The organism is Type-E symbiont of Plautia stali, assembly GCF_059731115.1.
In genome coordinates this window covers 3,501,156-3,526,842 of the sequence record NZ_AP035906.1, presented here as the reverse complement: position 1 = coordinate 3,526,842, position 25,687 = coordinate 3,501,156, and the positions used below count along the sequence as shown (strand labels likewise).

Sequence of the window (25,687 nt, the reverse complement as noted above, 5' to 3'; positions counted from 1 at the left end):
GCTGTTATATCGCAATGTGGTGACTGACCTGCGGGGCTTCTTCACCCTGGTGATATTGCAGAACGGCCTGCTGAAGTTCGGCATCGGCGTGCGACACACGCTGGTGCTGACGCATATGCTCCTGCCAGGACTCCACCATAAACCACTCCAGCAATGCTGTCGGATCGTCGGTTTGCTCCATGAGTCCCCATGAATAGGCGCCATCACGGCGGCGAGACTGCGCCAATTTGTGAATCGCCTTTTTGAACGCGGCGCGATCTTCCTGCGGCACGCGGTAGCGAATCTGAATCAACACCGGACCATGACGCACATCGACATCATCGTGCACCACCGGCATGGCCCAATGCTCCGCGGGTTGCAGATCCGCTTCACCTGCAGGCAGTGTCAGACGTTTCAGCAGTACGCCAGAGATCACCAGACCGGCCCCGGCAATCATCAGCGTGGAAGCCAGGCCGAGCTGTTGCGCGATTAAACCCCAGGCCAGACTGCCACCGGCTAATGTGCCGTTAAACACCATCAGATACACCGCCAGACCGCGACCGCGCACCCAATCCGGCAGCACCGCCTGCGCTACGCCGTTCAGTGTGGTCAGCGCAATAATCCAGCCGACGCCCAGCACCAGCATCAACAACAGCGCCAGCCACTGCGGCGGGCTCATCGCTAATGCCAGCATGACCAGCGCACTCAGCACCGCTGAGAGCAGCATCAATCCATCGTTACTGAGTTTGCTGCGCAGACGCGGCAACAGCAGCGCACCGGCAATCGCACCGCCGCCCACTGCGCCCAGCAGCAAACCATAAAAACCGGCGGTACCGTGCAGCATGGTGCGTGCTACCAGCGGCAGCAGCGCCCAGATGGCACTGGCAAAGGCGAAATACATCGCAGCGCGGAACAACACGCGATGCAGTTCACGGCTGGCTTTGACATAGCGCAGGCCCGCGCGGAAGGCACCAAAGAAGTGTTCGTTGAGTTCGGTTTTGGCTTTCGCCGGACGTTTCCAGTACAGCAGGGCAGCAATAACGAAAAAATAACTCGCCACATCGGCACCGTAGGCCGCCATGGCGCCTAAACTTGCCAGCAGCAAACCGCCAGTGGCAGGACCGATGGCGCGGGCAATATTGATGCCTAGCGAGTTGAGCGCCACGGCGTTTTTCAGCTCATGGCGTGGCACCAGTTCGGGCACAATCGCCTGCCAGGCCGGGCCAAACAGCGCGGCACCAATGCCACCGACAAAGGTCAGGCCGATTAGCCATTCCACGGTGAGCCAGTGATTGTGCGACAGCACCAGCAGAGTGCCGCTGACGCTGGCCATCAGGATTTGCACCACGATTAGCAGACGGCGGCGATCGACGATATCGGAGAGCACGCCCGCTGGCAGTGCCAACAGAAACACCGGCAGGGTGGCAGCGGTTTGCATTAAAGCCACGGCGGTTGGGTTATCGGATAAGCCGGTAACTAACCAGGCGCTGGCGACATCGCGAATAAAGCTGCCGGTGTTGCCGAGCACTGAGGCGGTCCAGATCAGGGCGAACAGCCCGTAGGCGAAGGGAGAAAAAGCACCGCCGCGTGGCGTCATTGGGTTTTGCTGGCTCATCATCGTGTTCCTGTAAATGTGCGATGTATGCACCTTACGAATCCCGCCAGACGCTTGATAGCGGAAAAAATCGGCCAACTTGTTCAGGCTTTTTTGACAGCTTCACAGGGCAAAAATCTTTGAACAAGTTGTCAAAATCTCTGCTTTAGGTTTTTGCAGCAACCGAATGTAGTTTGATTAGCAGACACAACATCACTCACTTAACGGAGCAAAAAAACATGAGCACATTCAAAGCGAAAGACGGCGTTAACCTGTATTACAAAGATTGGGGCAAAGGTCAGCCAGTTCTGTTCAGCCACGGCTGGCCGCTGGATGCCGATATGTGGGATAGCCAACTAAATTTCCTCGCTGAACGCGGCTATCGTGCGATTGCGTTTGACCGTCGCGGCTTCGGTCGCTCTGAGCAGCCGTGGGAAGGTTATGATTACGATACCTTCGCCGATGATATTCATGCGCTGATTGAGCATCTGCAACTGGATGACATCACGCTGGTGGGCTTCTCAATGGGCGGTGGTGATGTCTCACGTTATATCGGTCGCTACGGTACGGCGAAAGTGAAAGGGCTGGTACTACTGGGCGCGGTGACGCCAATCTTCGGCAAAACCGATGACCATCCGGAAGGTGTTGAAAAAGCAGTGTTTGATGGTATCAAAGACGGCTTGCGTAAAGATCGTGCGCAGTTTATCAAAGACTTCGCCACGCCGTTTTATGGGGCCAACGCGGGCCAGACTATTTCAGATGGCGTAATGACGCAGACGCTGAATATTGCGCTGCTGGCCTCACTGAAAGGCACAATTGATTGTGTCACGGCTTTTGCGGAGACCGATTTCCGCGCCGATATCGCCAAAGTGGATGTGCCGACGCTGGTGATCCACGGCAGCAACGACCAGATTGTACCCTTTGAAGCCACCGGTAAGTTGGTACACGAGATTATCGAAGGCTCGGAGCTGAAAGTGTATGAAAACGGCCCGCACGGTTTTGCGGTGACGCATCAGGATCGGTTGAACGACGACTTACTGGCATTCTTGCAGGGAAATAAATAAGCGCAGGTTGCGTAGCGGCGCAATTTATCGCGCGAATCCAGGGCTGCATCGCCGCTTACAGATGCGCAATAAGCCGCTGCGATAATGACCACCAAAAAGAAAGGGCGCTGATGCGCCCTTTCTGTTTTAATCCGCCAGCAGATGCCCGTACATCGACATTAGCCTGCGGGTCACACCGTTGGTCCAGCCAAATCCATCCTGCAGTGGATATTCACCGCCGCCACCCGGACGGGCACGATCGCCGCTGATGTCATACTTCTCCACCAGCTTGTGATGCAGCGAATAGAAGTTCTTCACCGTGGTCAGCCAGTTAACAGCAATCTCTGTCGCCAGCGTCTCTTCGCCGTAATGATTCAGACCCACTACCGCCATCCATTGTAATGGTGCCCAGCCGTTGGGTTTATCCCACTGTTCACCGCTCTCTACCATCGATGTCACCAGACCGCCCTGCGTCAGCAGCAACTGGCGCAGCGCCACCGCCTGCAGATGCGCTTGCTCCGGCGTGGCCAGGCCGAGGAACAGCGGCACCACAGCCGCTGCCGTGAAGGCACCAAAGCGTTCGTCGCGCCAGTTGTAATCACGGTACACGCCTGCGGTGTCATCCCACAGGTAACGATGAATGGCCTGCTTACGCGTATCGGCTTTTTTCTGCCACGCCAGCGCCGTTAGCTCTTCACCTTTGGCGTGTGACAGGGTGGAGATCATCAGCTCCAGCTTGTAGAGAAACGCATTCAGGTCCACAGGGATAAACTGGGTAGTGCGAATACTGGCCAGACGCTGCGGATCGCGCAACCAGCGTGAGGAGTAATCCCAGCCCGATGCGGCACCGGCACGCAAATCGCGGTACACCTCATTAGCCGGTCGGCTCGATTTGCTGGCAGTTTCCACGTCTTCCATCCACGACTCATCGCGCGGGGTGTCGCGGTCATCCCAGTAGCGGTTGAGCAGCGAGCCATCCGGCATACGCACCACGTGACGATACGCCTGATGTGGCATCAGCTCGCCCGCGCCATCCATCCAGAACTGATACTCTTTCATCAGCTGGTCGAGATAACGCTTGGCACCGCGAATCCCATCCTCTTCAAACAGCTCCACCATCAGGGCAAACACCGGTGGCTGTGAGCGGCTGAGATAATAAGTCCGGTTGCCGTTTGGCACGTGGCCGTAATTATCGATTAGCCATGCGAAGTTATCTGCCATGTCGCGCAGCAAATCGTCACGCCCGGCATCGGCAAGGCCGAGCATGCTGAAATAGGAGTCCCAATAATAGGTCTCACCAAAACGCCCGCCTGGCACCACATAAGGTTTTGGCAGCGGCAGCAGCGATGAGTGCGGTAAATGCTGCTGCGGCATTTTGGTTAACACCGGCCACAACTCGTCAATATGTTCCGTCAGCGATTTATCCGGATTGGAAACATAAAAACTTTCATTCACCTGCGGCAAATAAAAATGGTCGTGCACGAATTTTTCGAGATCGAATTCGGCCGAGCGACGGGTGCGACGATAGCGGATTAATATATCCAGCGGATCATATTTTGGCGCGCAGTCCGGGAATGTTTTTCCATCCGGAAATATGCGCGACATCTGCACGTGCTCGAACAGTTCAAGATAGCGATCGGCAGGGGTGAGCGCATCTGGCGCGGGCAGACCCTGGATCAGCTCCGGTTCCGGCTCGGAATCCTCCATGCCTTCGCGGATAAATTCGTGAGGATCGTATTGATACCCCAGATCAGCATGGGCTTCGTGTTCCCCGAAAGCTTGACGTTGCTGGTGGTTAGTATTAATAGCGGCCTCCTGAAATTGCCTGGTTGCTCAAAGCACAAATTATAGAGCTTTGAATAGCTGAGACAACAATGCGAAATATCTATGAACGTAATAAATCTTGTCGATTGATCCGGCTTTTTAGTGAATTTACAGCGATTACAACAAGCTATATTTCAGGAAGTGAAAGCAATGTTTTAAATGGTGGTTCAAATCAGTGCACAGAATTATCTGTAAATAAGAAAATCGCCATTATTTGGCTTAAATACTGCGTTTGGCTTTGATCATTTGGTGGCATACGAGACGGGAATCAGGCCAGCTTTCGCTGGCCTGAACAGGCATTATTTTGCCAGTGTGGCTTTAATCACCTCGGCATAAGGCGTGGTCGGGCGACCAATCAGTTTGCTCAGCGCTCGGCTGTCATCAAACAGCCCGCCTTGTGCGGCACCGGCATCGGAGTCCGCCAGCAGTTCTGCCAGCGCATCCGGCAAACCGGCGCCTTTCAATGCTGCCTCAAACTCAGCAGGCGGCAGGTTGATGTAATCCACTTGCTCGCCAGACTGTTTAGCAATCTCGGCGCTGAACTCGGCCAGCGTATAGCTCTCATCGCCAGCGAGCTCATACACTTTACCTGCCTGATCGTCACGACTGATCACTTCAGCGGCGGCGGCGGCATAGTCTACACGAGCGGCCGATGAGATGCGGCCTTCACCCACCGCGCCAATAAAGGCGTGATGCGCCAGCGCTGGGGCAATGCTGGCGGCATAGTTTTCGGTGTACCAGCCATTACGCAGCAGGGCATAGGGCACGCCTGAGGCCTTCAGCATCGCTTCTGTGGCGCGATGCTCGACGCCCAGACCCAGCGTGGTGGTGTCCGCATGCAACAGGCTGGTGTAAGCGATAAATTTCACGCCCGCCGCTTTTGCCGCATCAATCACCGCCTGGTGCTGCGCTTCACGCTGCCCCACTTCGCTGGAAGAGATCAGCAGCAGTTTGTCGACGCCGCTGAACGCGCTTTTCAGCGTGTCTGGCTTGCTGTAATCCGCCGCGCGCAACGTCACGCCCAGCGCTTTCAAATCGTCTGCTTTCTCAGGTGAACGCACTGCCGCAATCACTTCGCTGGCAGGGACTTTCTTCAGTAACTCGTTAATCACCAAACGGCCCAGTTGGCCTGTGGCACCGGTAATCGCAATCATGATGTTCTCCTTCAGTTTGAGCTGGAATGAAATCAGCCTAAGGGATAAACTAACTTTTAGTAAGTACTTACAGATTTGTTAGTTTGGAAGAGGCAGCATAAATGTCTGAAAAATTGAGTAATAAATTTATCCGTGGCGAGCTGCTCAATGTAAATTGCCCTTCACGCGACGTGCTCAAGCGCATCACCAGCCGCTGGAGCGTATTGGTATTATTAGCGCTGCGCGAAGAAACGCTGCGTTTTAGCGAACTGCGCCGCAAGATCGGTGGCGTCAGTGAACGCATGCTGGCGCAAACGCTGCGCTATATGGAAGAAGATGGGTTTATCGAACGTATCGCCTATGAAGTGGTGCCACCGCATGTGGAATATCGCCTGACGCCGCTCGGACGTGAAGTTGAAGGGCATGTGATTGGCCTGGCCGACTGGCTGGAAAGCAATGTGCATCGCATTGTGAAGGATGCGCAATCTGCCTGAATCGCGAGGTCGGCGCGCGGCGCTGACCTGACCTTTTTTCACTTCGATCATCATCACATTTTTTCCTGATCTTCCCCTGAATCTCTCGATCCTTCTCACACTTTATGACCAAAAAACAGCGGTTACCCGTAACCCCGCTGGCGCGCTCTCCAGCCTGTATCTACGTTGTATACAATCCGCATCCAACTTGAATTTGATGCGTTACGGGGCCAAAAACACCACGGCCAAGAGGTTAATGCTGTCGTCATGAGGTACGTCATGCCACAGGGACAATCTAAATCGATAACGCTGGATAAGGCGATCAGTGCACGCAGAACGAACGTGCGCTGGCTGGTGGTCGCCGTGCTGTTTTTTGTCACGCTGATTAACTATGCCGATCGCGCCTCGATCTCGCTGGCGGGGCCGGGGATGGCAAAAGATCTTGGGCTCAATGCCGTAGACATGGGTGTGATCTTTTCGGCATTTGGCTGGGCCTATGTACTGTTTCAGCTTCCGGGCGGTTGGTTGCTGGATCGCTACGGTTCGAAACTGATCTACAGCCTGAGTATCTTTTTCTGGTCGCTGTTCACCCTGATGACCGGCCTCGCGGGCTTTGTCACTGGCGCGGCGGCGGTCGTGGTGGTGTTTTGTCTGCGATTTTTAGTCGGTGCGGCGGAATCACCGTCATTTCCGGCGAACAGTCGCCTGGTGGCGGCCTGGTTCCCGGCTTCTGAGCGCGGCACGGCGGCGGCGATCTTTGCCTCCGCGCAATACGGTGCCACCGTATTTTTTGCCCCGCTGATGGGCTGGCTGGCACATACCTACGGCTGGCACTCGGTGTTTACCGTGCTGGGTCTGATCGGCATCGCCTTCCTGCCGCTATTCCGCAAACTGGTGCACGACCCCTTGTCCCATCCGATGACGAACCAGGCTGAGTTGGATCATATGCAGCAGGGTGGGGCGCTGGTGAATATGGATGGCGATAAGCACAAGCCGCGCCTCAGCTGGCTGAAACAACTACTCAGCAGCCGCATGATGCTGGGCATCTACCTTGCGCAATATTGCTTAAACGCGATTGGCTTCTTCTTCATCACCTGGTTTCCGGTTTACCTGGTGCAGGAAAAGCACATGACCATCATGAAAGCGGGGTTTGTCGCTGCCATTCCGGCAGTATGCGGATTCCTTGGCGGCATTATGGGCGGCTTCCTGTCAGATGTGCTGATTCGTCGCGGGATGTCGCTGTCACTGGCGCGCAAACTGCCGATTGTCTGCGGCATGCTGCTGTGTTGCGTAATGGTGCTGTGTAATTACACCGACTCAGAAACTGCCGTTATCGCGATTATGGCGGCCTCTTTCCTCGGCAAAGGCATAGGCGGCATGGGCTGGACGGTCAACGCTGACACCGCGCCAAAAGAGATCGCAGGTTTATCCGGCAGCGTGCTTAACACCTTCAGCAATGCGTCGAGCATCACCACGCCGATCATCATCGGCTTCATCCTGCAACTCACCGGATCTTTCAACGGCGTGTTGTGGTTCGTGATCGCGCATGCGGTGGCAGTGATCCTTTTCTATCTGTTCATGGTCGGCAAGATCAAACGTTTTGAACTGCGCGATGTTGGGGAGGAAGCGTAATGGAGAGTCCTGGCTACAAGCCTTCGCTCAGCGAAATAGCGTATCGGCGTATTAAAGAGATGATTTTGTCACTGACGCTGGCTCCGGGTAGCTCATTGACAGAGATGGGATTGATTGATCAGTTGGGCATGAGTCGCACGCCGATACGTGAAGCGCTGTATCGCCTGCAGCAGGAACGCTTTGTGGAGTTAACGCCACGCAAAGGCTGGTTCGTCAGCGAAATCAAATTGCAGGATATTCAACAGCTGTTTGTCATTCGTGAGGCTCTGGAAGGGATTGCCACGCGGCAGGCGACGCAGCGAACGCCCGATCATGAGCTGGCAGTAATGGCGGATAAGCTGGCCGCGCTGGAGCAAGGTCTGCGTGACGATGAACTGAATGCTACCGATGCTGGTGATGAGATCCATACGCTGATCTTTGCGCACGCCGACAATCCCTATATCAGCAGCATCATGACGCTTTATCTGGATCGTCTTCAGCTTTTTCACGTTATCGCGATGAATCTGCCAGGCCGTAAATGGCAATCCTGGCTCGAGCATTGTCAGATTTTAGCGGCCATGCAATCGCGCGATGCCGATGCGGCCGAACAGGCGATGCGACTCCACATCCGCAGTAGCCTGCAAAGTATTCTGGAAGGGCTGATGCAGCAGCCTGGCTTCCCCTCTCCCGGCGTGCGACTCACGCCCTCTCTTTGACAGGAGTTACGATGCGCAAGGCGATTATTTTTGGCGTTGACGGCCTGACCATGCCGCTGCTGAAACGCTATGTGGCACAGGGCGCGCTGCCCCACATTGCCCGCATGTTACAGCAGGGTTCTGCAGCGGAGTTGCTGCCCTTTATCTCGGCATGGGGCGATGTGAACTGGGTGACCTTTCTGACCGGGCAGAGTCCCGGCACCAGCTGGATTGGTCAGGGATTGCCGCCCGACAATCAGCAAAGCCACAACTTGCTGGCAACCCTGCAAGAGGCTGGACAGCGTGCGGCACTGGTGCATTTTCCGGAAAGCGTTAAAGCCGATGGCGACCACTTCAGCTTTGCGCCCTATTGGGGACGTGCGCAGGCGTGGCCGGGCGAGATATTCCGGCCAATGGGACACACCACGCGCCTCAGCGAGCGTTTAGGCCAGGGCGGTGCAAAGCAACAAACGCTGGGCTGGCCCCCGAAAAGTGCGCTGGCGTATCACAATAAAGGCGCGTGGCAGGCGCTTGAGGTGAGCGAAGAGGGTTATATCCTGAGGTTACGCGGCGGGCAGGGCGATGAGCTGGCGTTAACGCTGCAGGTTGAGCAGGGACAGCCCTCCCTGCTGCTCGGTGAACAGCGAGTTGTCCTGCCGATCGGAGAGTGGTCTCCCTGGCTGTCGCTTGCCGCCGATGGCATTCCTGGCAGCGTGCGTTTTTACTGCGGTGAATGCGATACGCAGGGCAATATCGAAATTTTGCAAAGCCAGGTAACGCGTACCGATGCCCTAAGCAGTGATGCGCGTTATTTACAGCAGCAAACGCCTTTCTTCAGCAAATGGGTGGCGAAAGCGGCGCCGCATACCCCTTATCTGGCGGCAACCTGGCAGGAGGGCGATGAGCAGTCACAGTGGCTGGTGGATAGCGCGCTGGAATTAACGCAACGCCAGGGGTTTGCATTGTGGGCCACGGTGCACCGACTGGTGGACGAATCGCACCACAACTGCCTTGGGCAGACCGATCCAGACTCTCCGTTCTTTGATGCACAGCAGGCAGAACAATACGACGCGGTGATGCGTCGCAGTTACCAAATCCTTGATCACAGCATTGGCCGCTTACTGGATGAAACGGACGAGGAAACGCTGGTGATGCTCGCCTCCGATCACGGCGCTGTGCCCAACAGTTATATGTGCGACATCTATCGTTATCTGCAAAAGCAGGCGCTGGCCGTGCTGGACGCGCAAGGCTTGCCAGATATGGCTCGTTCGCCGCTCTATCTCAAAGCAGAGCGTGGCGGCCTGGAAATCTTCGTGAATCATGACATCGTCGCGCCACAGCAGGTTGACGATCTCTGCGCGCGCACCCTGCAGGCGCTGAGCGGCTGGCAGGTGCAGGAGGGCGATGGCGTGCATAACGCGGTGAGTATCGCGCTGCGACGTGACGATGCAGTGGCTCTGGGATTCTGGGGCGACTGCGCAGGCGACATTGTCTTTGCCTACAACACCGGTTTCGTTTGGGGCGTTAGCCAGACGGGTGAAGATATTTGTGCTGTGGAGGAGCCTGGCGCAAATCATGGCCCGCAGAAACCCACCGCAGAAACCGCGCTTGGCTCCAACTATGGCGTGATGCTGGCGTGGGGCAAAGGTATTCGACAAGGCTACTATCATCCGCGCCAGCAGCGTGGGCCTTACCGCATGACCGATCCGGCGGCAACGCTGGCGCACTGGCTTGGTCTTAGCACACGCGATCTTGATGGACGCATCATGAGTGAAATTTTTGACACCCCGCAGGAGCCACAATCATGAAAATCACCGCGGTTAATACGCATCTGCTGAGTGCCAAACTTAGCCAACCGTTCGCCTATTCACGTGCCCGTTATGATACCCGCACCGCGATGCTGGTGGAGATAGTGACCGATCAGGGGCTGGTTGGCTGGGGAGAGTGCTACGGTCCGGCGCGCATCACCAAAGCGGTGGTGGAGGAACTCGGGCAGATGTTGATTGGCGAAGATGCATTGCGCAGCGAGTTTCTCTGGCAGGAACTTTACGCCAGACTGCGCGACCACGGCCAAAAAGGCGTGGTGATTCAGGGATTGAGCGGCATTGATATCGCGCTGTGGGATCTGCGCGGCAAATATTTTGGCGTCCCGACTTATCAACTGCTGGGTGGCGCCACGCGAACCGAAGTGCAGGCCTATGCCACCGGATTGTATCGGCGTGACAGTGGGGATCCGCTGCACTATTTGTGCGAAGAAGCGGCGGGTTACATAGAGCAGGGATTCCAGGCAATGAAGCTCAAAGTGGGATTTGGCGTGCGCGAGGATGCGACCGTGACGCGGGCCATTCGAGACACCATTGGCGAAGACGCGGCGCTAATGATTGATGCCAATCATGCCTATGATGCGGTAGCCGCCATTCGGCTTGGCCGGGAAGTGGAAGAGCTGGATATTGGCTGGTTTGAAGAGCCAGTGCCGCCGGAAGATTTAGCCGGCTACCGTGCAGTGAAAGCCGCGATTGATATCCCGGTAGCCGGTGGCGAGTGCGAATTCACCCGCTATGGTTTCCGCGAAGTGCTGACACAGCAGGCGATGGATATTATCCAACCCGATATTTGTGCGGCCGGTGGTTTATCAGAGTGCAAGAAGATTGCTGATATGGCGCAGGCGTTTGGTGTGCGCGTCAATCCGCATGTCTGGGGCAGCGGCATTGGTATTGCAGCTTCGTTGCAATGGATGGCGACAGTGCCCACGCATACGCCCACGTCGTTACAGCCGGTTCAGCCGCTGCTTGAATTCGATCAAACCGAGCATCCGATTCGACAGGCCATCATTGCTGAGCCCATTGTGCAGCAAAAAGGGTGGGTGCAAATCCCGAACGGGCCGGGATTAGGCATTGAAATCAATCGTGAAGCATTGCGACATTTCGCACTGTAACCGTGAGAAGAGGGCGGCCCCGGGGCCGTCCTCGTTGCGCGTCCCGCCGCCGGGTGCTGGCATTATCCGTGCAAATATTTCTCAAACCACCCCAATGTTCGGCTCCACGCTAACTCTGCTGCCGCTTTGTCATAACGCGGGGTCGAGTCGTTGTGGAAGCCATGATTTACGCCGGGATAGATATAGGCTTCATAGGTTTTATGGTTAGCTTTCAGCGCCTCTTCATACGCTGGCCAGCCTTCGTTGATGCCTTTGTCTAACGCGGCATAGTGCAGCAGTAGCGGGGCGTTGATGCGCGGCACGTCTTCCGCTTTGGGCTGGCGACCATAAAATGGCACCGAACAAGCCAGTTCCGGGAAGGCCACTGCAGCAGCATTCGCCACGCCGCCGCCGTAACAGAAGCCAGTGATCCCCACCTTGCCAGTGCCTTCCTCGTGGTGCATCAGGAAATCGACGGCAGCAAAAAAGTCGTTCATCAACTTAGTGGGATCGACTTTGGCCTGCATTGCACGACCCTCTTCATCATTGCCCGGATAACCGCCCATTGAGCTCAGGCCATCCGGTGCCAGCGCGATATATCCGGCTTTGGCCACGCGACGTGCGACATCTTCAATGTATGGATTCAGTCCGCGATTCTCATGCACCACCACCACCGCGCCCACTTTGCCGGTTGCCTTGGCTGGACGCACCAGATAGCCGCGCACCTCGCCATGGCCTTGCGGAGAGGGATAGTGGATGTATTCGGGTTTGATCTCGGGGTCGGTGAATTCAACTTGCTGCGCCAGTGCATAGTTGGGGCTCATGGCGGTAAGCAGGGTGGCACCGGTCATACCGGCGATGGTGAATTTGGCGGCCAGGGTGATGAACTCACGTTTACTGATCCTGCCGTGCGCGTAATAGTCATATAACTCAAGCAGTTCCTGGGGAAAATCCTGTGCGGTAAGACGGGTCATAACCTCTCCTTCGCTGATTAACCGATGGCTTTGCTGCTCTAAAAAAGCACAGCGGGTTAATGCTTGCAAACGCTATGCCGCAAAGCGTTAAGAGTGAAGAGAGCGCGATGCGCTGAGTGCAGGTCTGGAAAAATATATCGTTTGGTATTAAAAACAGGCCATTTTAATTAACAATCGGGATAACACCATATTGTCTGGAATTATTGACACGCCATTTAGCGAGAAAGTTAATTAACCTTTCTGTAGTCTGTATATAATAATAATCAAATGAAGTGCTTACCTGTTAACGCTGAAGTTCTGCCTTATGGATCAATAACAATATCGTCACAATAAGTGAGAATTGTTAACCTTTGGGCAGTCATATCAATCAATTAGTCTCTGATCGAGACAATGATCGCCATCAAAAAACACTGTTATAGTTTTACAGACTTCCTCTGTTTATTTTCGTTATGGCGTCTTCCCTTTACATTAGTGCGACCTTTCATTCGATAAGACGAAATAACTCCCCGCACGCTGTTGTTCATTATAAGTAAAAATTCCAGTGCACTTTGTGGCAATGAGGTAAGCAATGTTTGGATTAGATGCTTTTCACCTGGCAAGGATACAGTTCGCCTTTACTGTCTCCTTCCATATTATTTTTCCAGCCATCACCATCGGCCTCGCCAGTTTCCTGGCGGTGCTCGAAGGGATGTGGCTGAAAACCCGCAACGAGACCTATCGCGATCTCTATCATTTTTGGTCCAAAGCCTTTGCCGTTAACTTCGGTATGGGCGTGGTCTCCGGGCTGGTAATGGCCTACCAGTTCGGTACTAACTGGAGTGGTTTCTCGCAGTTTGCCGGCAGTATCACCGGGCCACTGCTCACCTATGAAGTGTTAACCGCCTTCTTCCTGGAAGCGGGTTTCCTCGGTGTGATGCTGTTTGGCTGGAATCGCGTCGGTCCTGGTCTGCACTTCTTCGCTACCTGCATGGTGGCGTTAGGCACCATTTTCTCAACGTTCTGGATTCTGGCCAGTAACAGCTGGATGCACACCCCACAGGGTTACATCATCGAAAACGGCGTTGTGGTGCCGCAGGACTGGCTCAGGATCATCTTTAACCCTTCATTCCCGTTCCGATTGCTACATATGTCCACCGCGGCTTTCCTCGCCAGTGCCTTCTTTGTCGGCGCTTCAGCGGCCTGGCATCTGCTGCGAGGCAATGACAACCCTGCCGTGCGCAAGATGTTTTCGATGGCGCTGTGGATGGCACTGATCGTCTCACCGATTCAGGCGTTTCTCGGCGATGCGCATGGCCTGAACACGCTGGAATATCAGCCAGCCAAAATCGCGGCGATAGAAGGGCACTGGGAAAACAAGCCGGGTGAAGCCACGCCACTGATTCTGTTCGGTGTGCCGGATATGGAGCAGGAGCGCACCAAATATGCGCTGGAGATTCCCTATCTCGGTAGCCTGATTCTGACGCACAGCCTCGAGAAGCAGATCCCGGCACTGAAAACCTTCCCGAAAGAGGATCGCCCAAACTCCACCGTGATTTTCTGGTCGTTCCGCGTGATGGTAGCGCTCGGTTTGTTGATGATCGGTATGGGAGTGATCAGCCTGTGGCTGCGGGTGAAGAAGCGCCTGTATCAGTCACGGCCGTTTTTGTGGTTCTGCTTGCTGATGGGGCCATCGGGGCTGATCGCCATTCTGGCGGGATGGATCACCACCGAAATGGGTCGCCAGCCGTGGGTAGTATATGGCGTGCAGCGCACCATTGATGCGGTCTCCGCCCATGGCAATCTGCATATGAGCATCAGCCTGATGGCGTTCATCGTGGTCTACTGCTCGGTGTTTGGTGTCGGCTATCACTACATGATGCGCCTGATTAAACAAGGTCCAGTGACCGGTGAAGGTAGAGAAGTGGCGCACGGTGGCCCGGGCGAGCAACACACACCGGCTCGTCCGCTGTCAGCGGCCAATACCCATAAACGTGGGGAGCAATAATTATGATCGACTTTTCTATTATCTGGTTCGCCATCATCGTGTTTGGCACCCTGATGTATATCGTGATGGATGGCTTCGATTTGGGTATTGGTCTATTGCTGCCGTTCAACAAAGATCCGATCGAGCGCGACATGATGGTCAACACCGTGGCGCCAGTGTGGGACGGTAACGAAACCTGGCTGGTACTGGGTGGCGCAGCGCTGTATGGCGCATTCCCGCTAGCCTATTCGGTGCTGCTGGATGCGCTATCGATCCCATTAACCGCGATGCTCATCGGTTTGATTTTTCGCGGCGTGGCGTTTGAGTTCCGTTTTAAAGCCACCGAAGAGCATCGTCCGTTTTGGGATAAATCGTTCATCGCCGGATCGCTGCTGGCGACTTTCAGTCAGGGCGTGGCCGTGGGCGCCATTCTTAATGGTTTCCCGGTGTCTGGCCGTGAATATGTCGGTTCAGCAATGAGTTGGCTGGCGCCGTTCCCGCTGTTCTGCGGTATTGGCTTAGTGATTGCTTATGCACTGCTGGGCTGCACCTGGCTGATTATGAAAACCGAGCACGACCTGCACCGCAAAATGTCAGCGCTGGCCACGCCACTTACCCTGACGCTGCTGTTGGTGGTCGGCATTATCAGTGTCTGGACGCCGCTCACCCACGCGGATATCGCGCAACGCTGGTTCTCACGCCCCAACCTGTTCTGGTTCCTGCCGGTTCCGCTCCTGGTGGTGCTGTGCTCGTGGGGGATTGTGCGCGCCATCAAGCGTGAGGCGCATTACTCACCGTTCCTTTTGACGCTGGCGCTGATTTTCCTCGGTTTTTCCGGTCTGGGCATTAGCATCTGGCCAAACATCGTACCGCCGTCGATCACTATCTGGCAGGCCGCGTCTCCAGCCAGCAGCCAGGCGTTTATGTTGGTGGGCGCTTTACTGATTATTCCGGTGATTCTGGGTTACACCTTCTGGAGTTACTACGTGTTCCGCGGAAAAATCAAAGCCGATGAGGGGTACCATTGATATGCCAATCCAGGTCAGCAAGATGAAAGACAGGGTAACGCCGTCGCCATGGTGGAAGCGGGTGATGTGGCTGGTCATTATTTATGGCGCAAGCGTGCTGGCACTGGGTGTGGTGGCATCACTGTTTCGTATGATGATGAACGCGGCAGGCATGCATACGCACTGAGTCTTCACAGAGACCGGTTTCGCAACAGTGTGCACCCCGTTACAAATATCGCGTGAAGGTCGCTGGTAATAGCGACCTTATTCACATTATCGCAGTGCAAAAATTGACCCTAAAACGTTAGTAACCTAAGCAATTAATGCTTTTCCCGCCTCGCTGCCTTTACTCTTCCTTACGTAAGTAATACGTTTTTGTTATATTTATGTGACTAATCGCGCAAATTCATTACCTTCACACTTATCACTCGATTGAAAAAATCATGCTCAGCCTGAATCTTAAAAAACAGTACATCAACGATCTGGTGGACTGGATAGAGGCGAATCTGACCGATGAGCTCAATATCGATCTGATTACCCTGAAATCTGGTTACTCCAAGTGGCACATGCAGCGCATGTTCAAAGAGATGACCGGCCAAACGCTGGCCTCGTATACGCGCAAGCGTCGCCTGACCATGTCAGCGATGGCGCTGCGTTTGACCAGCATGCCGCTGATCGATATTGCCGTGCGCTTTGGCTTCGATAACCAGCAGAATTTCACGAGGGTATTCAAAAGCCACTTCTCCATGACGCCCGGCGCCTATCGTCGTATCCCGGACATGCTGATGAAGGATTTCCACAGTCGTATTTCCACGCAGCGTTCGTGGGTCAACGCGCGTCTGGCCGAGAAGCCGGAGTTGCAGCTGTGTGGTGAAGTGATTGAGTGGGAATGCCGCTTTGGCGAATACATCGATCATCATAATCAGGTGGTCGCGCAGCATACCCGCGATTTTGTCCGCTTTGCCGGTAAACATGTCAGCCGTGGCTGGCTGGGCTTCCAGTTCAGTCCGGGAGTGAATTCTGCCGATCAGCAGCACATTAGCTTGTTCCAGGCGCTGGAAAGTCAGTATGCCGATGTGCTGCCGCGCAACGTGCAGAACTGGACCGGCGAGAGTGGTTTATATGCGGAAATTGACTGGCACGGTACGCCGGAAGAGATTAACGCGTTTACCGCCGAAATTTACTACAACCACTTGCCTGCACTGGGTGTGGCGCGCCGGGCCGGTAAAGACCTGCTCAAGCTGGATCTGAAATACAGCACGCCCGATTTGCTGCAGGGCACTTTCTACATTCCGGTCTCCACCTGCTAATGCATAAATCGTGCGGTTATCTGTGACTAACCGCACGATTTTATAAAATATTCGCCGTAACTGGCGTAAAATCCTCCATCGAAACCTGATTGGCCGCGTAAAACACCAGCCGCCACACATCAGGCTGGATAATCACCTGCATTCCTGGTCCGCTCTGGACCGCTAAAGTGAAAAAGAAAAAATTATGCGACTTTTACCGTTGTTCCTCATGACAGCGCTTGTGGCGTTTTCCTCGCTGGCAAGTGCACAGATGGCTGAGCCTTTCTCTCCGCCGGGCGGCCTGCATCCTCACCAGACTCACTGCCAGCAGCATGAAATTGTGGGTGATAACCCGCTGCCGCAGCACAGCCAGGAGGACAATAGCTTCGTCAACTGCAGTAACCATCAGGCCTGATTTCACCTCCGTTTTACCGCGCTTTACTCCGTTAATATCGATGACACGCCGCACGTTTGTTGCGGCGCGATCGTTGCTTGCTGTTGTTCGCGAGTCCAACTCAATTCCCTGTGCGGGAGTGGTCGCTGCGGTGCTCTCCTGAAACCCCCGTCGGCGTTAATACCTACCCAGGCCACACCGAAAATTCTGCAACTTTTCCCAATAGCATTTTTCGGCATTGCATCGAAGATATATCATAGCTATTCTTCCTGACGTCAGATGAGAATGATTTTCGATAACCTTTGACGTGAACGACTCTCAAGTTACGGTATCGTCAGCTGAAGGGTCGGCAATCCTGCCACCCCGGATGGGTAACAGCAGGTTCGCATTTAGTAACGCCTTTGTCTGGAGAGATCTCTTGCAAAAAAACACTAACGATCGCGCACCGAAGCGCGTACGTAACGAATTACGCTTCCGTCATATCACCGTGGCGAGCAAAACCTTAATCGCCGGTGAATTCTGGCGCATCGAGTTTACCGGCAGCGATCTGGCGGGCTTCAATTCGCCATCGTTCGACGATCACATCAAAGTGTTCTTCCCGGACAACGCTGGCAGTGCTTTGGCCTTGCCGAAAATGACCGAAGAAGGGATCGTCTGGCCTGGTGGCGTACGTCCGGCTGCGCGTGACTACACGCCGCTGGCGTTTAACGGTACGGATTCCCTGACGCTCGATTTCTATATTCACGATGGCGGCGTGGCCAGCAGCTGGGCGAATGAGGCAAAGCCAGGTGATCAAATCGCCATGGGCGGCCCGCGTGGCTCCTGTGTGGTGCCCGTGGATTATGCCTGCCAGATTTACGTGTGCGATGAGACCGGTCTGCCAGCCTTTAAGCGTCGCTACGCTGAGATGCAGGCGCAGCAGATCCATCTGCTGGCCTACGCCGATGAAACCACCGGGCGTGATTACCTCGGCGATCTGCCAAATGTGCAGGTGACCTGGCTCGGCAGTGGCAGCATGCAGGTAGACAACCTCGGCCCGCTGATTGCAAAGCTGGATCAGATCTCACTGCCCACAGAAGAGTATTTCATCTGGCTGACCGGTGAAGGTGAAGCGGTGAAACTGCTGAGCGACTACTTCACGCAACGCCGTGGTGCCCACACCGACTTCGTGCGCGCGGTGGCTTACTGGCATCAGAAATAACTGACTTCGCCGCGCCCGCTGCCGCCTGTGTTGAATTTTGCCAGGCGGCAGACTACTATCAACCTCCCTTAATTGACCTCAGGGAAGGCAATGAAACAGCAGCGGGATTTTCCATGGCAGTCCGATAATGCACAACGTGCAATCTGTGCAGGTGCGCGTAAAAAGCGCCGGGAAAGGATGCTGGATGCCAGTGATATCCGCCTGTTGATGATGCATTTCCTCGCCAACGGTTCTGCGCATGGCTATGAGCTGATCAAGTCAGTGGAAGAGCTGTCCAAAGGGGAATACTCCCCCAGCCCTGGCATCATCTATCCTAACCTCACTTTGCTCGAAGAGATGGATGCGATCCGCGTGGTAGATGCACATGCATCGCGTAAAGCCTACGCACTCAATGAAGGTGGTCGCGCATTATTAGCCGAGAACGGCGAGAATATTGCCAATATTATTGAGCGACTGACTTCGCTGGCGATTCTGGTGAATAATCGCAGCATTCCGGAAGTTGAGCAGGCGATTCATCATATTCGTCACACGCTGAATCATCGCTTATCCCAGGAAGATATTTCGCCTGAGTCGCTCGAAATTGTGATTAATGCACTGAACGAAGCGACGGAAAAAATTTCGAACAGTTAACAGGTTAAAGGCGCGTACAATCGCGCCTTTTTTATTGCCTGTGGTATTAACCTTTCTGCTACGAAATTCATAAAATAAAAACATCCCAACATCCTTTATTACAGGCATACCAAAAAGGTTTAGCCTGTGAATATAAACGGTAGTTTTTAACTTTTTTATTTGGCGTTACTTTTTCTCCATCGCAGTTAACGCGTTTATGGAGAGAAGTATGTCTGAAAATAAAACCCCAGCCGTGCACGATCTGCGCTCGGCCATCGCGCTACTCACCAGCCTGAAAGGCGAGTTTGTCAGCACCGATACTGAAGTCGATCCACACGCCGAACTGTCTGGTGTTTATCGCTATGTCGGCGCAGGTGGCACCTGTGAACGTCCAACCCGCAAAGGTCCGGCGATGATGTTCAATAAGGTCAAAGGCTTCCCTGATGTGCGCGTGGTCACCGGTTTGATGTCGACTCGTGAGCGCGTCGGCCATCTGCTCAACTGCCCGCCTGAAAAGCTAGGCTTCCTGCTGAAAGATTCCGTCCACCACGCGATTGCTCCGGTGGTGACCCGCACCAAACCGCTGTGCCAGGAAGTGGTGCACTATGCGGAAGATCCGGCTTTCGATCTGCGCACGCTGTTGCCTGCACCTACCAACACTGAAGAAGATGCTGGTCCCTATTTCACCATGGGCATGTGCTACGCCTCGGATCCGGAAACCCACGAATCGGATATCACTATCCATCGCCTGTGCATTCAGAGCCGTGATGAGCTTTCGATGTGGCTGACGCCGGGTCGTCACATCGACGCCTTCCGTGAAAAAGCCGAAAAGGCCGGACAGCCGCTGCCGATCTCGATCAGTATTGGTGTCGATCCGGCGATTGAGATCGCCGCCTGCTTTGAACCACCGACCACCCCGCTGGGCTACAACGAACTCAGCATTGCCGGTGCGCTGCGCGGCTATCCGGTGCAGTTAACGCCGTGCGTGAGCATCAATGAAAAAGCCATCGCCCATGCTGAAATCGTGATTGAAGGCGAACTGCTGCCGAACGTGCGTGTGCGTGAAGATCAGAACACCAATACGGGTAAAGCGATGCCCGAGTTTCCGGGATACACCGGCGAAGCCAAGGATGCGCTGCCGGTGATCAAGGTGAAAGCCGTCACCCATCGTAAACACCCGATTCTGCAAACCACCCTGGGCCCGAGTGGCGAACACGTCAGCATGGCAGGCATTCCGACGGAAGCCAGCATTCTGGATATGCTGGATCGTGCGATGCCGGGGCGCGTGTTGAACGTCAATGCGCACACCTCTGGCGGCGGAAAATTACTGGCCGTCATCCAGTTCAAAAAAGCCTCCGCAGTGGATGAAGGACGCCAGCGCCAGGCGGCACTGATCGCCTTCGCCGCCTTCTCCGAACTCAAACACGTGATCCTGGTGGATGACGATGTCGATGTGTTCGACACCGACGACATTTTGTGGGCGATGCAAACCCGCTATCAGGGCGATGTCGATCATCTCACCATTCCCGGTGTGCGCTGCCATCCGCTCGATCCTTCACAGGTGCCGGAATACAGCGCCAGCATTAGCCAACAGGGCGTGACCTGCAAAACCATCTTTGATTGCACCGTGCCGTGGCACATGAAGGCGCACTTTGAACGCTCGAAGTTCAAAGAGGTGGATGTGAAACGTTTTCTTCCTGATTTTGAGTAAGTGAGGTAGCAGTGAGCAGAAGGCGCATTATCGTCGGCATTAGCGGCGCGTCGGGTTTTCAGTACGGCATGAAGGCGCTGCAGTTGCTGCGCGATCAGGATGTGGAAGTGCATCTGGTGGTGACCAAAGGCGCAGAAGTGACGCGTTCGATGGAAACCCAATGGCAACGGCAGGATGTGGTGGATCTGGCCGATGAGGTGCACAGCATCAGCAATCTCGGCGCGTCGATTTCCAGCGGATCGTTTAAAACCCTCGGCATGCTGGTGGCGCCCTGCTCAATGAACTCGCTGGCATCGATTGCCCATGGGCTGACCAGCAATCTGCTGACGCGAGCAGCGGATGTGATCCTGAAAGAGCGTCGCCGGCTGGTGCTGATGGTACGAGAAACGCCGCTCAATCTGGCGCACATCCGCAATATGCAGTCTGTTACGGAGATGGGAGGGATTATTTATCCTCCGGTTCCGGCTTTTTATCAGCAGCCGCAGTCCGTGGATGAGATGGTCCATCACAGCGTGGCGCGTGCCCTCGATCTGTTCGATCTCGATGTGGGCAACCTCAAACGCTGGGGTGAAAAACATAACGATAAGTAAGGAGTAAATTATGGTAGTGGGACCCTTTGTCAACGGCAGCGCGGTGCTGATTGGCGGGCTGGTGGGCGCCTTTCTTGGCACCAGAGTGCCAGAGAGGCTGCGCACCGCGTTGCCCATGACGTTCGGCCTGTCGTCGATGGGCCTCGGCATTGTTTTGATCGGCAAGATCCACAGTTTGCCGGCGGTAATTCTGGCGCTGATCCTCGGTGCGGCGCTGGGTGAATATGCCTATCTGGAGCAGAAGATAGGTCGACTGGGAAATCTGGCGAAAGGGCTGGTGAGCCGTTTTCAAAGCCAGCCAGCAGAAGGTGGATTGAGTGGTGAAGCGTTCACTGAAAAGTATGTGGCGATCATGGTGCTGTTCTGCGCCAGCGGCACCGGCATTATTGGTGCCATGACCGAAGGCATGACCCACGATGCCAATATCCTGCTGGTGAAATCCATCATGGATATCTTCACGGCGGCGATATTTGCCACGCTGCTCGGTTATGCGGTGGCGGTGATTGCCATTCCACAGTTGATCGTGCAACTGGTGCTGGCCTCGGCGGCGGTACTGATTATGCCGCACACCACGGCACCGATGATGAGTGATTTCACCGCAGCCGGTGGGTTTGTGATGCTGGCGGCGGGCTTTCGTATCGCCGGGATCAAATCCTTCCCAGTGGCGAATATGTTACCGGCGCTGGTGCTGGTGATGCCGATCAGCCACCTATGGAGTATCTATATCCACTAAGCTTGCGCTCAGCGCGGTTGGATCGATTTCGGCCATGGTAAAGTAGCGCGAACAGGGCGCGGAGGGATTATGGATCTGAAACGATTGCATTATTTTTGCACGATAGCGGAACAGGGCTCGATCAGTAAAGCCGCGAAGCTATTGAGCATCGCACAACCGCCGTTGGGAAAACGTCTGCAAGAGTTAGAACAGGAGATTGGCTCACCGCTTTTTACGCGCACGCCACGTGCCATGGTGTTAACCGAAGCGGGTAGTTTTCTCTATCGCCGCGCCTGCGATATTCTCAGCCAGGTGAACAGTTTAAAGCGGCAGACGGTCACCATTGCTACCCACAAACAGCGCCGCGTCACCATCGGTATTTCCTACCTGTATCTGCGTTATTTCACCCCGATCCTGATGGGTTATTATCAGAACCGTCCCGAGTGGGATATCAACGTGGTGGTATCCGATTCCAGCCATCTGGAAGCGATGCTGGTCGATCAGCGTGTCGATATTGCACTGATGCAAGTGCCACACGATCGCCAGGCGTGGTTTGTGCGTGAACTGGAACCGATTGATACTATCGCCGTGGTTTCCACGCATTACAGCGCGATTCTGGCGGGAAAAACCCTCAAATTTACCGATCTCAACGGGATTCCGTTAATTTTGCTGCATCGCATTGGTGGTGAAGGCACTTATGAAGTGCTGCGTAACACCCTGTTTAGCAACTTAAGCCACATCAATATCAGCATCAAAGTGTCAGAACCGCGTCTGGTGCTGGAGATGATGGAGCAGGGCTTTGAGGGCGCGGCTTTTCTACCGCGCTCTGAGTTCGTGCCGAGTCAGCACGGCAAATATCTGGCGTGCCCGCTGGCCGAACCGTTTGCCATTTATCATCCTGCCATCGTCACGCTAAGCACCGCGCAGGATCGCCTGCTGTGGCCGCTGGAGCAGGAGGCTGAGGGTTGAGCAGTCGGGCACTATGTCTGGCGATTCTGTCATGTTCGATGCGACTTAAGGGCATGCGCATCGCTCCGCTCGAAGATTAACCCGGCTTCTTCTTATCCACGTGCCCTAACTCGCGATCCGGCCAGCAGAAATCACGCACGCGCTGTTTCAGCGCGGCCGCATCCGGGAATCCGCCTTCCTGTTTACGCTCCCAAATCACCGTGCCATCAATCGAGATTTCAAACACGCCACCCGTGCCAGGCTTCAGCGTCACCGCGCCTAAATCTTCGGCAAAAGTGTGCAGCAGTTCCTGCGCCATCCACGCCGAACGCAGCAGCCAGTTGCATTGAGTGCAGTAGTAAATCGTCACAGCCGGTTTTTGCGACATCAGGCGCCTCTTCTTAATTATTGATTATAAACAAGTTAACAAAATGTGCGGTCTAAGATACATCTTAGTGTAAAGTTTATTGATAATGATTACCAATTGCATTACATTCCTGACGAAATTATTTATTACATAAAATAAGTCCACACATTTTACGGTTTATTAACGCATATCGCGTTTTTTGGCGGCAATCCAGTGAGCGAATACTAACAATTAACCAGGTATTTCGCGCATGTCTTCACTCTTTCAGGGAATGACCCAGCAACGTCTGTTTAAAGTTGCGATTTTGTCTTCCGCTATTCACGCCGCTTGCAGCTATGCAGCCAGCGACAACACGACACTTGCTTTATCTGCTGACAAATCCACCACTACAGAGTCGGTTATGACGGTAACTGCACCGAAGCTGGAGAAACAAGCCGGTAGCAAAAGCACCATTACCGCCGCCGATATGCAGCGTGATGGTGGCAATGATTTCGGCACCATCATGCGTTACGAACCGGGCGTGACGGCAACCGGAGCGAGCGGCGGCTCTTCAGCAGGTAAAAGTGGCTTCGATCGCGCGGGCTACACCGGCTACAACATCCGTGGTCTGGAAAGCAACCGCGTCGATATCAACGTTGACGGCGTTTCTCTGCCGGATGCCACCGGACGCAGCTACGTCAGCCGTGCCGGTTTAGATACTTTCGGTATTGGCCGCGATTACATCGACCCATACATGTTTGGTCGCGTGGATATTGATAAAGGTGCGACTTCAGTCTCTCAGGCCAACACCGCCATTGGTGGTGCCGTCTCGTTCCGTAACAAGACCCCAGACGACTATTTACATCCGGGTAAGACCACCTACTTTGGCTACCAGAGCGACTTCGATTCCTCCAACCGCAGCTGGCACAACGGCATCACTGCCGCAGCAGGCGATCAGGAACTGCGCGGTATCTTTGTTTACAGCCGTCGCGATGGCCAGGAAACGCAAAACAATGATGCGAGCCGTGGCGCCTATCCTGCCAACTGGCACTCTGACGCACTGCTGGGCAGCGTGGTGTGGGAGCCGAATGACGCGCACAAAATCACCGGTACCGCCGATTTCTACCATAAAACCAATCACACCCATTACGACAGCTGGGATACTTCAGGCAATACCTTATACGGCACCGCACAGCAGCAGAGCGATACCCGTCGCTTCGGCCTGAGCCTGGCGGACGAGTACACGCCTTACAACGACTTCATCGACAGCCTGAGCACGCGTGTCTACTGGCAGCACACCGAAGCGCATGACAACACCTATATGCCTTCGAGTGCGTCAGCCTATGAAACGGTTTACTCGGACTACAACACTGACAGCTACGGCTTTGAAACCAACCTGGCTAAAACGCTGGGTCGCCATGAGCTGACTGCGGGTTTGAATGGACGTCTGGAAAAAACCGAACGTCCATTCCGCCAGTCACCGACGCCAAGCACCTACAGTGTGATCATGCAGCCTGAAGCAGACAGCCGCAGCTACACGCTGGGCGGCTTTGTGCAGGATAAGATCAACTTCGACCTGGATGGCCACAACTTTGCGGTGGTGCCGGGCGTACGTGTGGCTTACCAAAATACCAAGCCTGATAACCTCAGCAGCCTGACCAGCGGCAGCACCGTTCTAACCGAATCAGAAGTTGAAACGCTTTATGGCTCAGGCAATAGCGATACGCAGGTTCTGCCATCACTGGCATTCCAGTATGAGCTCACGCCAACACTGATGACCTATCTGCAATACAAGCGCGGCGCACAATTCCCGAACGCCAGCCAGCTGTATGGTTCATGGAACCTCGGTTCCAGCTATGCGGGTAGTCAGCAATATGCGCTGATTGGTAACCCGGATTTGAAAACCGAAACCAGCAACAACTTCGAATGGGGTCTGAAAGGACAGCCGACCGAAGGCGTGGTGATGAACACAGCGGTTTACTACAACGCTTATAAAAACTTCATTGCCTATAACCGGTACACCCGTGCCGGTAGCCCGGAGAAATTCACCAACGTTCCGAGCAACATTTACACTACTTATCAGTCAGAGAATCGCGATAAAGCCTATATCTATGGTGCTGAGTTGAGTGGGAAGGTGAATTTCGGCACCTGGTATCAAGATGTGCAGGGCCTGAGCGCACGCTTCGCCTTTAGCTACAACGAAGGTAAATCGAAGTCGAGCTACCTCGGTGACCGTTATGTCGATCTGGAGAGCGTACCGCCAATGAAAGCGGTGCTGGGCCTGGGTTGGGATGCGCCGCAGGACGAGTACGGTGCTGCTGTGACGGCTACTTTCGTGAAGGGCAAAAAAGCCACGGCGACCAACCGCCAGAGCTACACCAATACCGGTTCTGCACTGACCGATTCCACCACCGATTACGAGCGCGTGCCGGGTTACGGTATGGTCGATCTGACGGCTTATTGGCAGGTGGCTAAGAACGTCAAGCTGAGCGGTGGCGTGTATAACCTGACAGATCGTAAATATTGGGATTACCTGAGCAGCCGCGAAATGACCAGCGATACCGCACAGGATCGCAACGATATCGCACTGGCAACTCAGCCAGGCCGCACCTTCCAGCTCGGTGTGAACGTCGACTTCTAATCATTTTTTCGCCCTGCGTTCGCGCAGGGCCTTTTC

At 54.7% G+C, this 25,687-nt stretch carries 23 protein-coding genes; 18 read left to right on the top strand and 5 right to left on the bottom strand.

Features of this window, described 5'->3' with window-relative positions:
- Window positions 1-4 precede the first annotated feature (4 nt).
- The gene (locus tag AC6I8L_RS16095) at window positions 5-1,594 is read right to left on the bottom strand and encodes an MFS transporter (RefSeq protein WP_058959306.1); all 1,590 of its coding nucleotides are present in this window, start codon (window positions 1,592-1,594) and stop codon (window positions 5-7) included.
- 218 nt (window positions 1,595-1,812) lie between these two features.
- On the opposite strand from AC6I8L_RS16095, the gene AC6I8L_RS16090 reads away from it, so the two are divergent.
- Complete coding sequence (locus tag AC6I8L_RS16090; protein WP_058959307.1) at window positions 1,813-2,637, top strand: alpha/beta fold hydrolase; 825 nt, start codon at window positions 1,813-1,815, stop codon at window positions 2,635-2,637.
- 126 nt (window positions 2,638-2,763) lie between these two features.
- Here the strand turns inward: AC6I8L_RS16090 and treF are convergent, their stop codons facing one another.
- Both treF and AC6I8L_RS16080 read right to left on the bottom strand, forming a co-directional pair.
- A complete protein-coding gene (treF, locus tag AC6I8L_RS16085; protein ID WP_052127430.1) occupies window positions 2,764-4,422 on the bottom strand; it encodes an alpha,alpha-trehalase TreF in 1,659 nt (552 codons plus the stop codon).
- A gap of 317 nt (window positions 4,423-4,739) precedes the next feature.
- Window positions 4,740-5,594: an SDR family oxidoreductase gene (locus tag AC6I8L_RS16080; protein ID WP_034823304.1), complete on the bottom strand. Its 855-nt coding sequence runs from the start codon at window positions 5,592-5,594 to the stop codon at window positions 4,740-4,742.
- Window positions 5,595-5,695: 101 nt separating this feature from the next.
- Here AC6I8L_RS16080 and AC6I8L_RS16075 point away from each other — a divergent pair, with 101 nt between their 5' ends.
- The 5 genes from AC6I8L_RS16075 to AC6I8L_RS16055 all read left to right on the top strand — a co-directional run bounded on the left by AC6I8L_RS16075 (window position 5,696) and on the right by AC6I8L_RS16055 (window position 11,287).
- Complete coding sequence (locus AC6I8L_RS16075; protein ID WP_034823303.1) at window positions 5,696-6,067, top strand: winged helix-turn-helix transcriptional regulator; 372 nt, start codon at window positions 5,696-5,698, stop codon at window positions 6,065-6,067.
- A 258-nt stretch (window positions 6,068-6,325) separates the two neighbouring features.
- On the top strand, window positions 6,326-7,678 hold the full coding sequence (locus AC6I8L_RS16070; protein WP_153012255.1) for an MFS transporter: 1,353 nt from the start codon (window positions 6,326-6,328) through the stop codon (window positions 7,676-7,678).
- Window positions 7,678-8,373, top strand: coding sequence for a GntR family transcriptional regulator (locus tag AC6I8L_RS16065; protein ID WP_058959309.1), 696 nt, complete (start codon window positions 7,678-7,680; stop codon window positions 8,371-8,373). Before AC6I8L_RS16070 ends, AC6I8L_RS16065 begins: the two co-directional genes overlap by 1 nt.
- 11 nt (window positions 8,374-8,384) lie before the next feature.
- Window positions 8,385-10,160: an alkaline phosphatase family protein gene (locus AC6I8L_RS16060; RefSeq protein WP_058959310.1), complete on the top strand. Its 1,776-nt coding sequence runs from the start codon at window positions 8,385-8,387 to the stop codon at window positions 10,158-10,160.
- Window positions 10,157-11,287, top strand: a complete 1,131-nt coding sequence (locus tag AC6I8L_RS16055; protein WP_058959311.1) for a mandelate racemase/muconate lactonizing enzyme family protein — start codon at window positions 10,157-10,159, stop codon at window positions 11,285-11,287. Before AC6I8L_RS16060 ends, AC6I8L_RS16055 begins: the two co-directional genes overlap by 4 nt.
- Window positions 11,288-11,349: 62 nt before the next feature.
- Here the strand turns inward: AC6I8L_RS16055 and yghX are convergent, their stop codons facing one another.
- The gene (yghX, locus tag AC6I8L_RS16050) at window positions 11,350-12,240 is read right to left on the bottom strand and encodes a YghX family hydrolase (protein ID WP_058959312.1); all 891 of its coding nucleotides are present in this window, start codon (window positions 12,238-12,240) and stop codon (window positions 11,350-11,352) included.
- 568 nt (window positions 12,241-12,808) lie between these two features.
- Between yghX and AC6I8L_RS16045 the strand changes: the two genes are divergently transcribed.
- The 11 genes from AC6I8L_RS16045 (at window position 12,809) to AC6I8L_RS15995 (ending at window position 22,685) form a co-directional block, all read left to right on the top strand.
- Window positions 12,809-14,224, top strand: a complete 1,416-nt coding sequence (locus AC6I8L_RS16045) for a cytochrome ubiquinol oxidase subunit I (RefSeq protein WP_058959313.1) — start codon at window positions 12,809-12,811, stop codon at window positions 14,222-14,224.
- Window positions 14,225-14,226: 2 nt separating this feature from the next.
- Window positions 14,227-15,231 carry a cytochrome d ubiquinol oxidase subunit II gene (gene cydB / locus AC6I8L_RS16040; RefSeq protein ID WP_058959314.1) on the top strand — a complete coding sequence of 335 codons (1,005 nt, stop codon included), beginning with the start codon at window positions 14,227-14,229 and terminating at the stop codon, window positions 15,229-15,231.
- A gap of 1 nt (window position 15,232) precedes the next feature.
- Window positions 15,233-15,397, top strand: coding sequence for a DUF2474 domain-containing protein (locus AC6I8L_RS16035; protein WP_064511324.1), 165 nt, complete (start codon window positions 15,233-15,235; stop codon window positions 15,395-15,397).
- A 256-nt stretch (window positions 15,398-15,653) separates the two neighbouring features.
- Window positions 15,654-16,520, top strand: a complete 867-nt coding sequence (locus AC6I8L_RS16030; protein ID WP_034823295.1) for a helix-turn-helix domain-containing protein — start codon at window positions 15,654-15,656, stop codon at window positions 16,518-16,520.
- Between the two features lie 184 nt (window positions 16,521-16,704).
- Entirely contained in the window at window positions 16,705-16,914 is a 210-nt protein-coding gene (locus tag AC6I8L_RS16025; RefSeq protein ID WP_058959315.1) for a hypothetical protein, read from the top strand.
- A gap of 397 nt (window positions 16,915-17,311) precedes the next feature.
- On the top strand, window positions 17,312-18,094 hold the full coding sequence (locus AC6I8L_RS16020) for a siderophore-interacting protein (protein ID WP_058959316.1): 783 nt from the start codon (window positions 17,312-17,314) through the stop codon (window positions 18,092-18,094).
- Between the two features lie 90 nt (window positions 18,095-18,184).
- On the top strand, window positions 18,185-18,724 hold the full coding sequence (locus tag AC6I8L_RS16015; protein WP_058959317.1) for a PadR family transcriptional regulator: 540 nt from the start codon (window positions 18,185-18,187) through the stop codon (window positions 18,722-18,724).
- A 208-nt stretch (window positions 18,725-18,932) separates the two neighbouring features.
- Window positions 18,933-20,414, top strand: coding sequence for a UbiD family decarboxylase (locus AC6I8L_RS16010; RefSeq protein WP_153012256.1), 1,482 nt, complete (start codon window positions 18,933-18,935; stop codon window positions 20,412-20,414).
- 11 nt (window positions 20,415-20,425) lie between these two features.
- Window positions 20,426-21,004, top strand: coding sequence for a UbiX family flavin prenyltransferase (locus tag AC6I8L_RS16005; RefSeq protein ID WP_072226488.1), 579 nt, complete (start codon window positions 20,426-20,428; stop codon window positions 21,002-21,004).
- 10 nt (window positions 21,005-21,014) lie between these two features.
- Window positions 21,015-21,737, top strand: coding sequence for a DUF554 domain-containing protein (locus tag AC6I8L_RS16000; RefSeq protein WP_058959320.1), 723 nt, complete (start codon window positions 21,015-21,017; stop codon window positions 21,735-21,737).
- Between the two features lie 69 nt (window positions 21,738-21,806).
- On the top strand, window positions 21,807-22,685 hold the full coding sequence (locus AC6I8L_RS15995; RefSeq protein WP_058959321.1) for a LysR family transcriptional regulator: 879 nt from the start codon (window positions 21,807-21,809) through the stop codon (window positions 22,683-22,685).
- Between the two features lie 76 nt (window positions 22,686-22,761).
- Here AC6I8L_RS15995 and AC6I8L_RS15990 read toward each other — a convergent pair whose 3' ends face one another.
- Window positions 22,762-23,052: an Rdx family protein gene (locus tag AC6I8L_RS15990; RefSeq protein ID WP_058959322.1), complete on the bottom strand. Its 291-nt coding sequence runs from the start codon at window positions 23,050-23,052 to the stop codon at window positions 22,762-22,764.
- Between the two features lie 229 nt (window positions 23,053-23,281).
- Here AC6I8L_RS15990 and AC6I8L_RS15985 point away from each other — a divergent pair, with 229 nt between their 5' ends.
- Window positions 23,282-25,651, top strand: coding sequence for a TonB-dependent hemoglobin/transferrin/lactoferrin family receptor (locus AC6I8L_RS15985; RefSeq protein WP_479399527.1), 2,370 nt, complete (start codon window positions 23,282-23,284; stop codon window positions 25,649-25,651).
- The last annotated feature ends 36 nt before the right edge of the window (window positions 25,652-25,687 follow it).

Excerpts from the sequence above, each read along its gene's own strand:
- yghX (WP_058959312.1), bottom strand. The coding sequence starts at position 12,240 with ATGACCCGTCTTACCGCACAGGATTTTCCCCAGGAACTGCTTGAGTTA.
- AC6I8L_RS16030 (WP_034823295.1), top strand. The coding sequence starts at position 15,654 with ATGCTCAGCCTGAATCTTAAAAAACAGTACATCAACGATCTGGTGGAC.
- AC6I8L_RS16095 (WP_058959306.1), bottom strand. The coding sequence starts at position 1,594 with ATGAGCCAGCAAAACCCAATGACGCCACGCGGCGGTGCTTTTTCTCCC.
- AC6I8L_RS16090 (WP_058959307.1), top strand. The coding sequence starts at position 1,813 with ATGAGCACATTCAAAGCGAAAGACGGCGTTAACCTGTATTACAAAGAT.
- AC6I8L_RS16025 (WP_058959315.1), top strand. The coding sequence starts at position 16,705 with ATGCGACTTTTACCGTTGTTCCTCATGACAGCGCTTGTGGCGTTTTCC.
- AC6I8L_RS16045 (WP_058959313.1), top strand. The coding sequence starts at position 12,809 with ATGTTTGGATTAGATGCTTTTCACCTGGCAAGGATACAGTTCGCCTTT.
- AC6I8L_RS16070 (WP_153012255.1), top strand. The coding sequence starts at position 6,326 with ATGCCACAGGGACAATCTAAATCGATAACGCTGGATAAGGCGATCAGT.
- AC6I8L_RS16035 (WP_064511324.1), top strand. The coding sequence starts at position 15,233 with ATGCCAATCCAGGTCAGCAAGATGAAAGACAGGGTAACGCCGTCGCCA.
- AC6I8L_RS15995 (WP_058959321.1), top strand. The coding sequence starts at position 21,807 with ATGGATCTGAAACGATTGCATTATTTTTGCACGATAGCGGAACAGGGC.
- AC6I8L_RS16080 (WP_034823304.1), bottom strand. The coding sequence starts at position 5,594 with ATGATTGCGATTACCGGTGCCACAGGCCAACTGGGCCGTTTGGTGATT.
- AC6I8L_RS16055 (WP_058959311.1), top strand. The coding sequence starts at position 10,157 with ATGAAAATCACCGCGGTTAATACGCATCTGCTGAGTGCCAAACTTAGC.
- AC6I8L_RS16075 (WP_034823303.1), top strand. The coding sequence starts at position 5,696 with ATGTCTGAAAAATTGAGTAATAAATTTATCCGTGGCGAGCTGCTCAAT.
- AC6I8L_RS15990 (WP_058959322.1), bottom strand. The coding sequence starts at position 23,052 with ATGTCGCAAAAACCGGCTGTGACGATTTACTACTGCACTCAATGCAAC.
- AC6I8L_RS16010 (WP_153012256.1), top strand. The coding sequence starts at position 18,933 with ATGTCTGAAAATAAAACCCCAGCCGTGCACGATCTGCGCTCGGCCATC.
- cydB (WP_058959314.1), top strand. The coding sequence starts at position 14,227 with ATGATCGACTTTTCTATTATCTGGTTCGCCATCATCGTGTTTGGCACC.
- AC6I8L_RS16065 (WP_058959309.1), top strand. The coding sequence starts at position 7,678 with ATGGAGAGTCCTGGCTACAAGCCTTCGCTCAGCGAAATAGCGTATCGG.
- AC6I8L_RS16000 (WP_058959320.1), top strand. The coding sequence starts at position 21,015 with ATGGTAGTGGGACCCTTTGTCAACGGCAGCGCGGTGCTGATTGGCGGG.
- AC6I8L_RS16060 (WP_058959310.1), top strand. The coding sequence starts at position 8,385 with ATGCGCAAGGCGATTATTTTTGGCGTTGACGGCCTGACCATGCCGCTG.
- AC6I8L_RS16015 (WP_058959317.1), top strand. The coding sequence starts at position 18,185 with ATGAAACAGCAGCGGGATTTTCCATGGCAGTCCGATAATGCACAACGT.
- AC6I8L_RS15985 (WP_479399527.1), top strand. The coding sequence starts at position 23,282 with ATGTCTTCACTCTTTCAGGGAATGACCCAGCAACGTCTGTTTAAAGTT.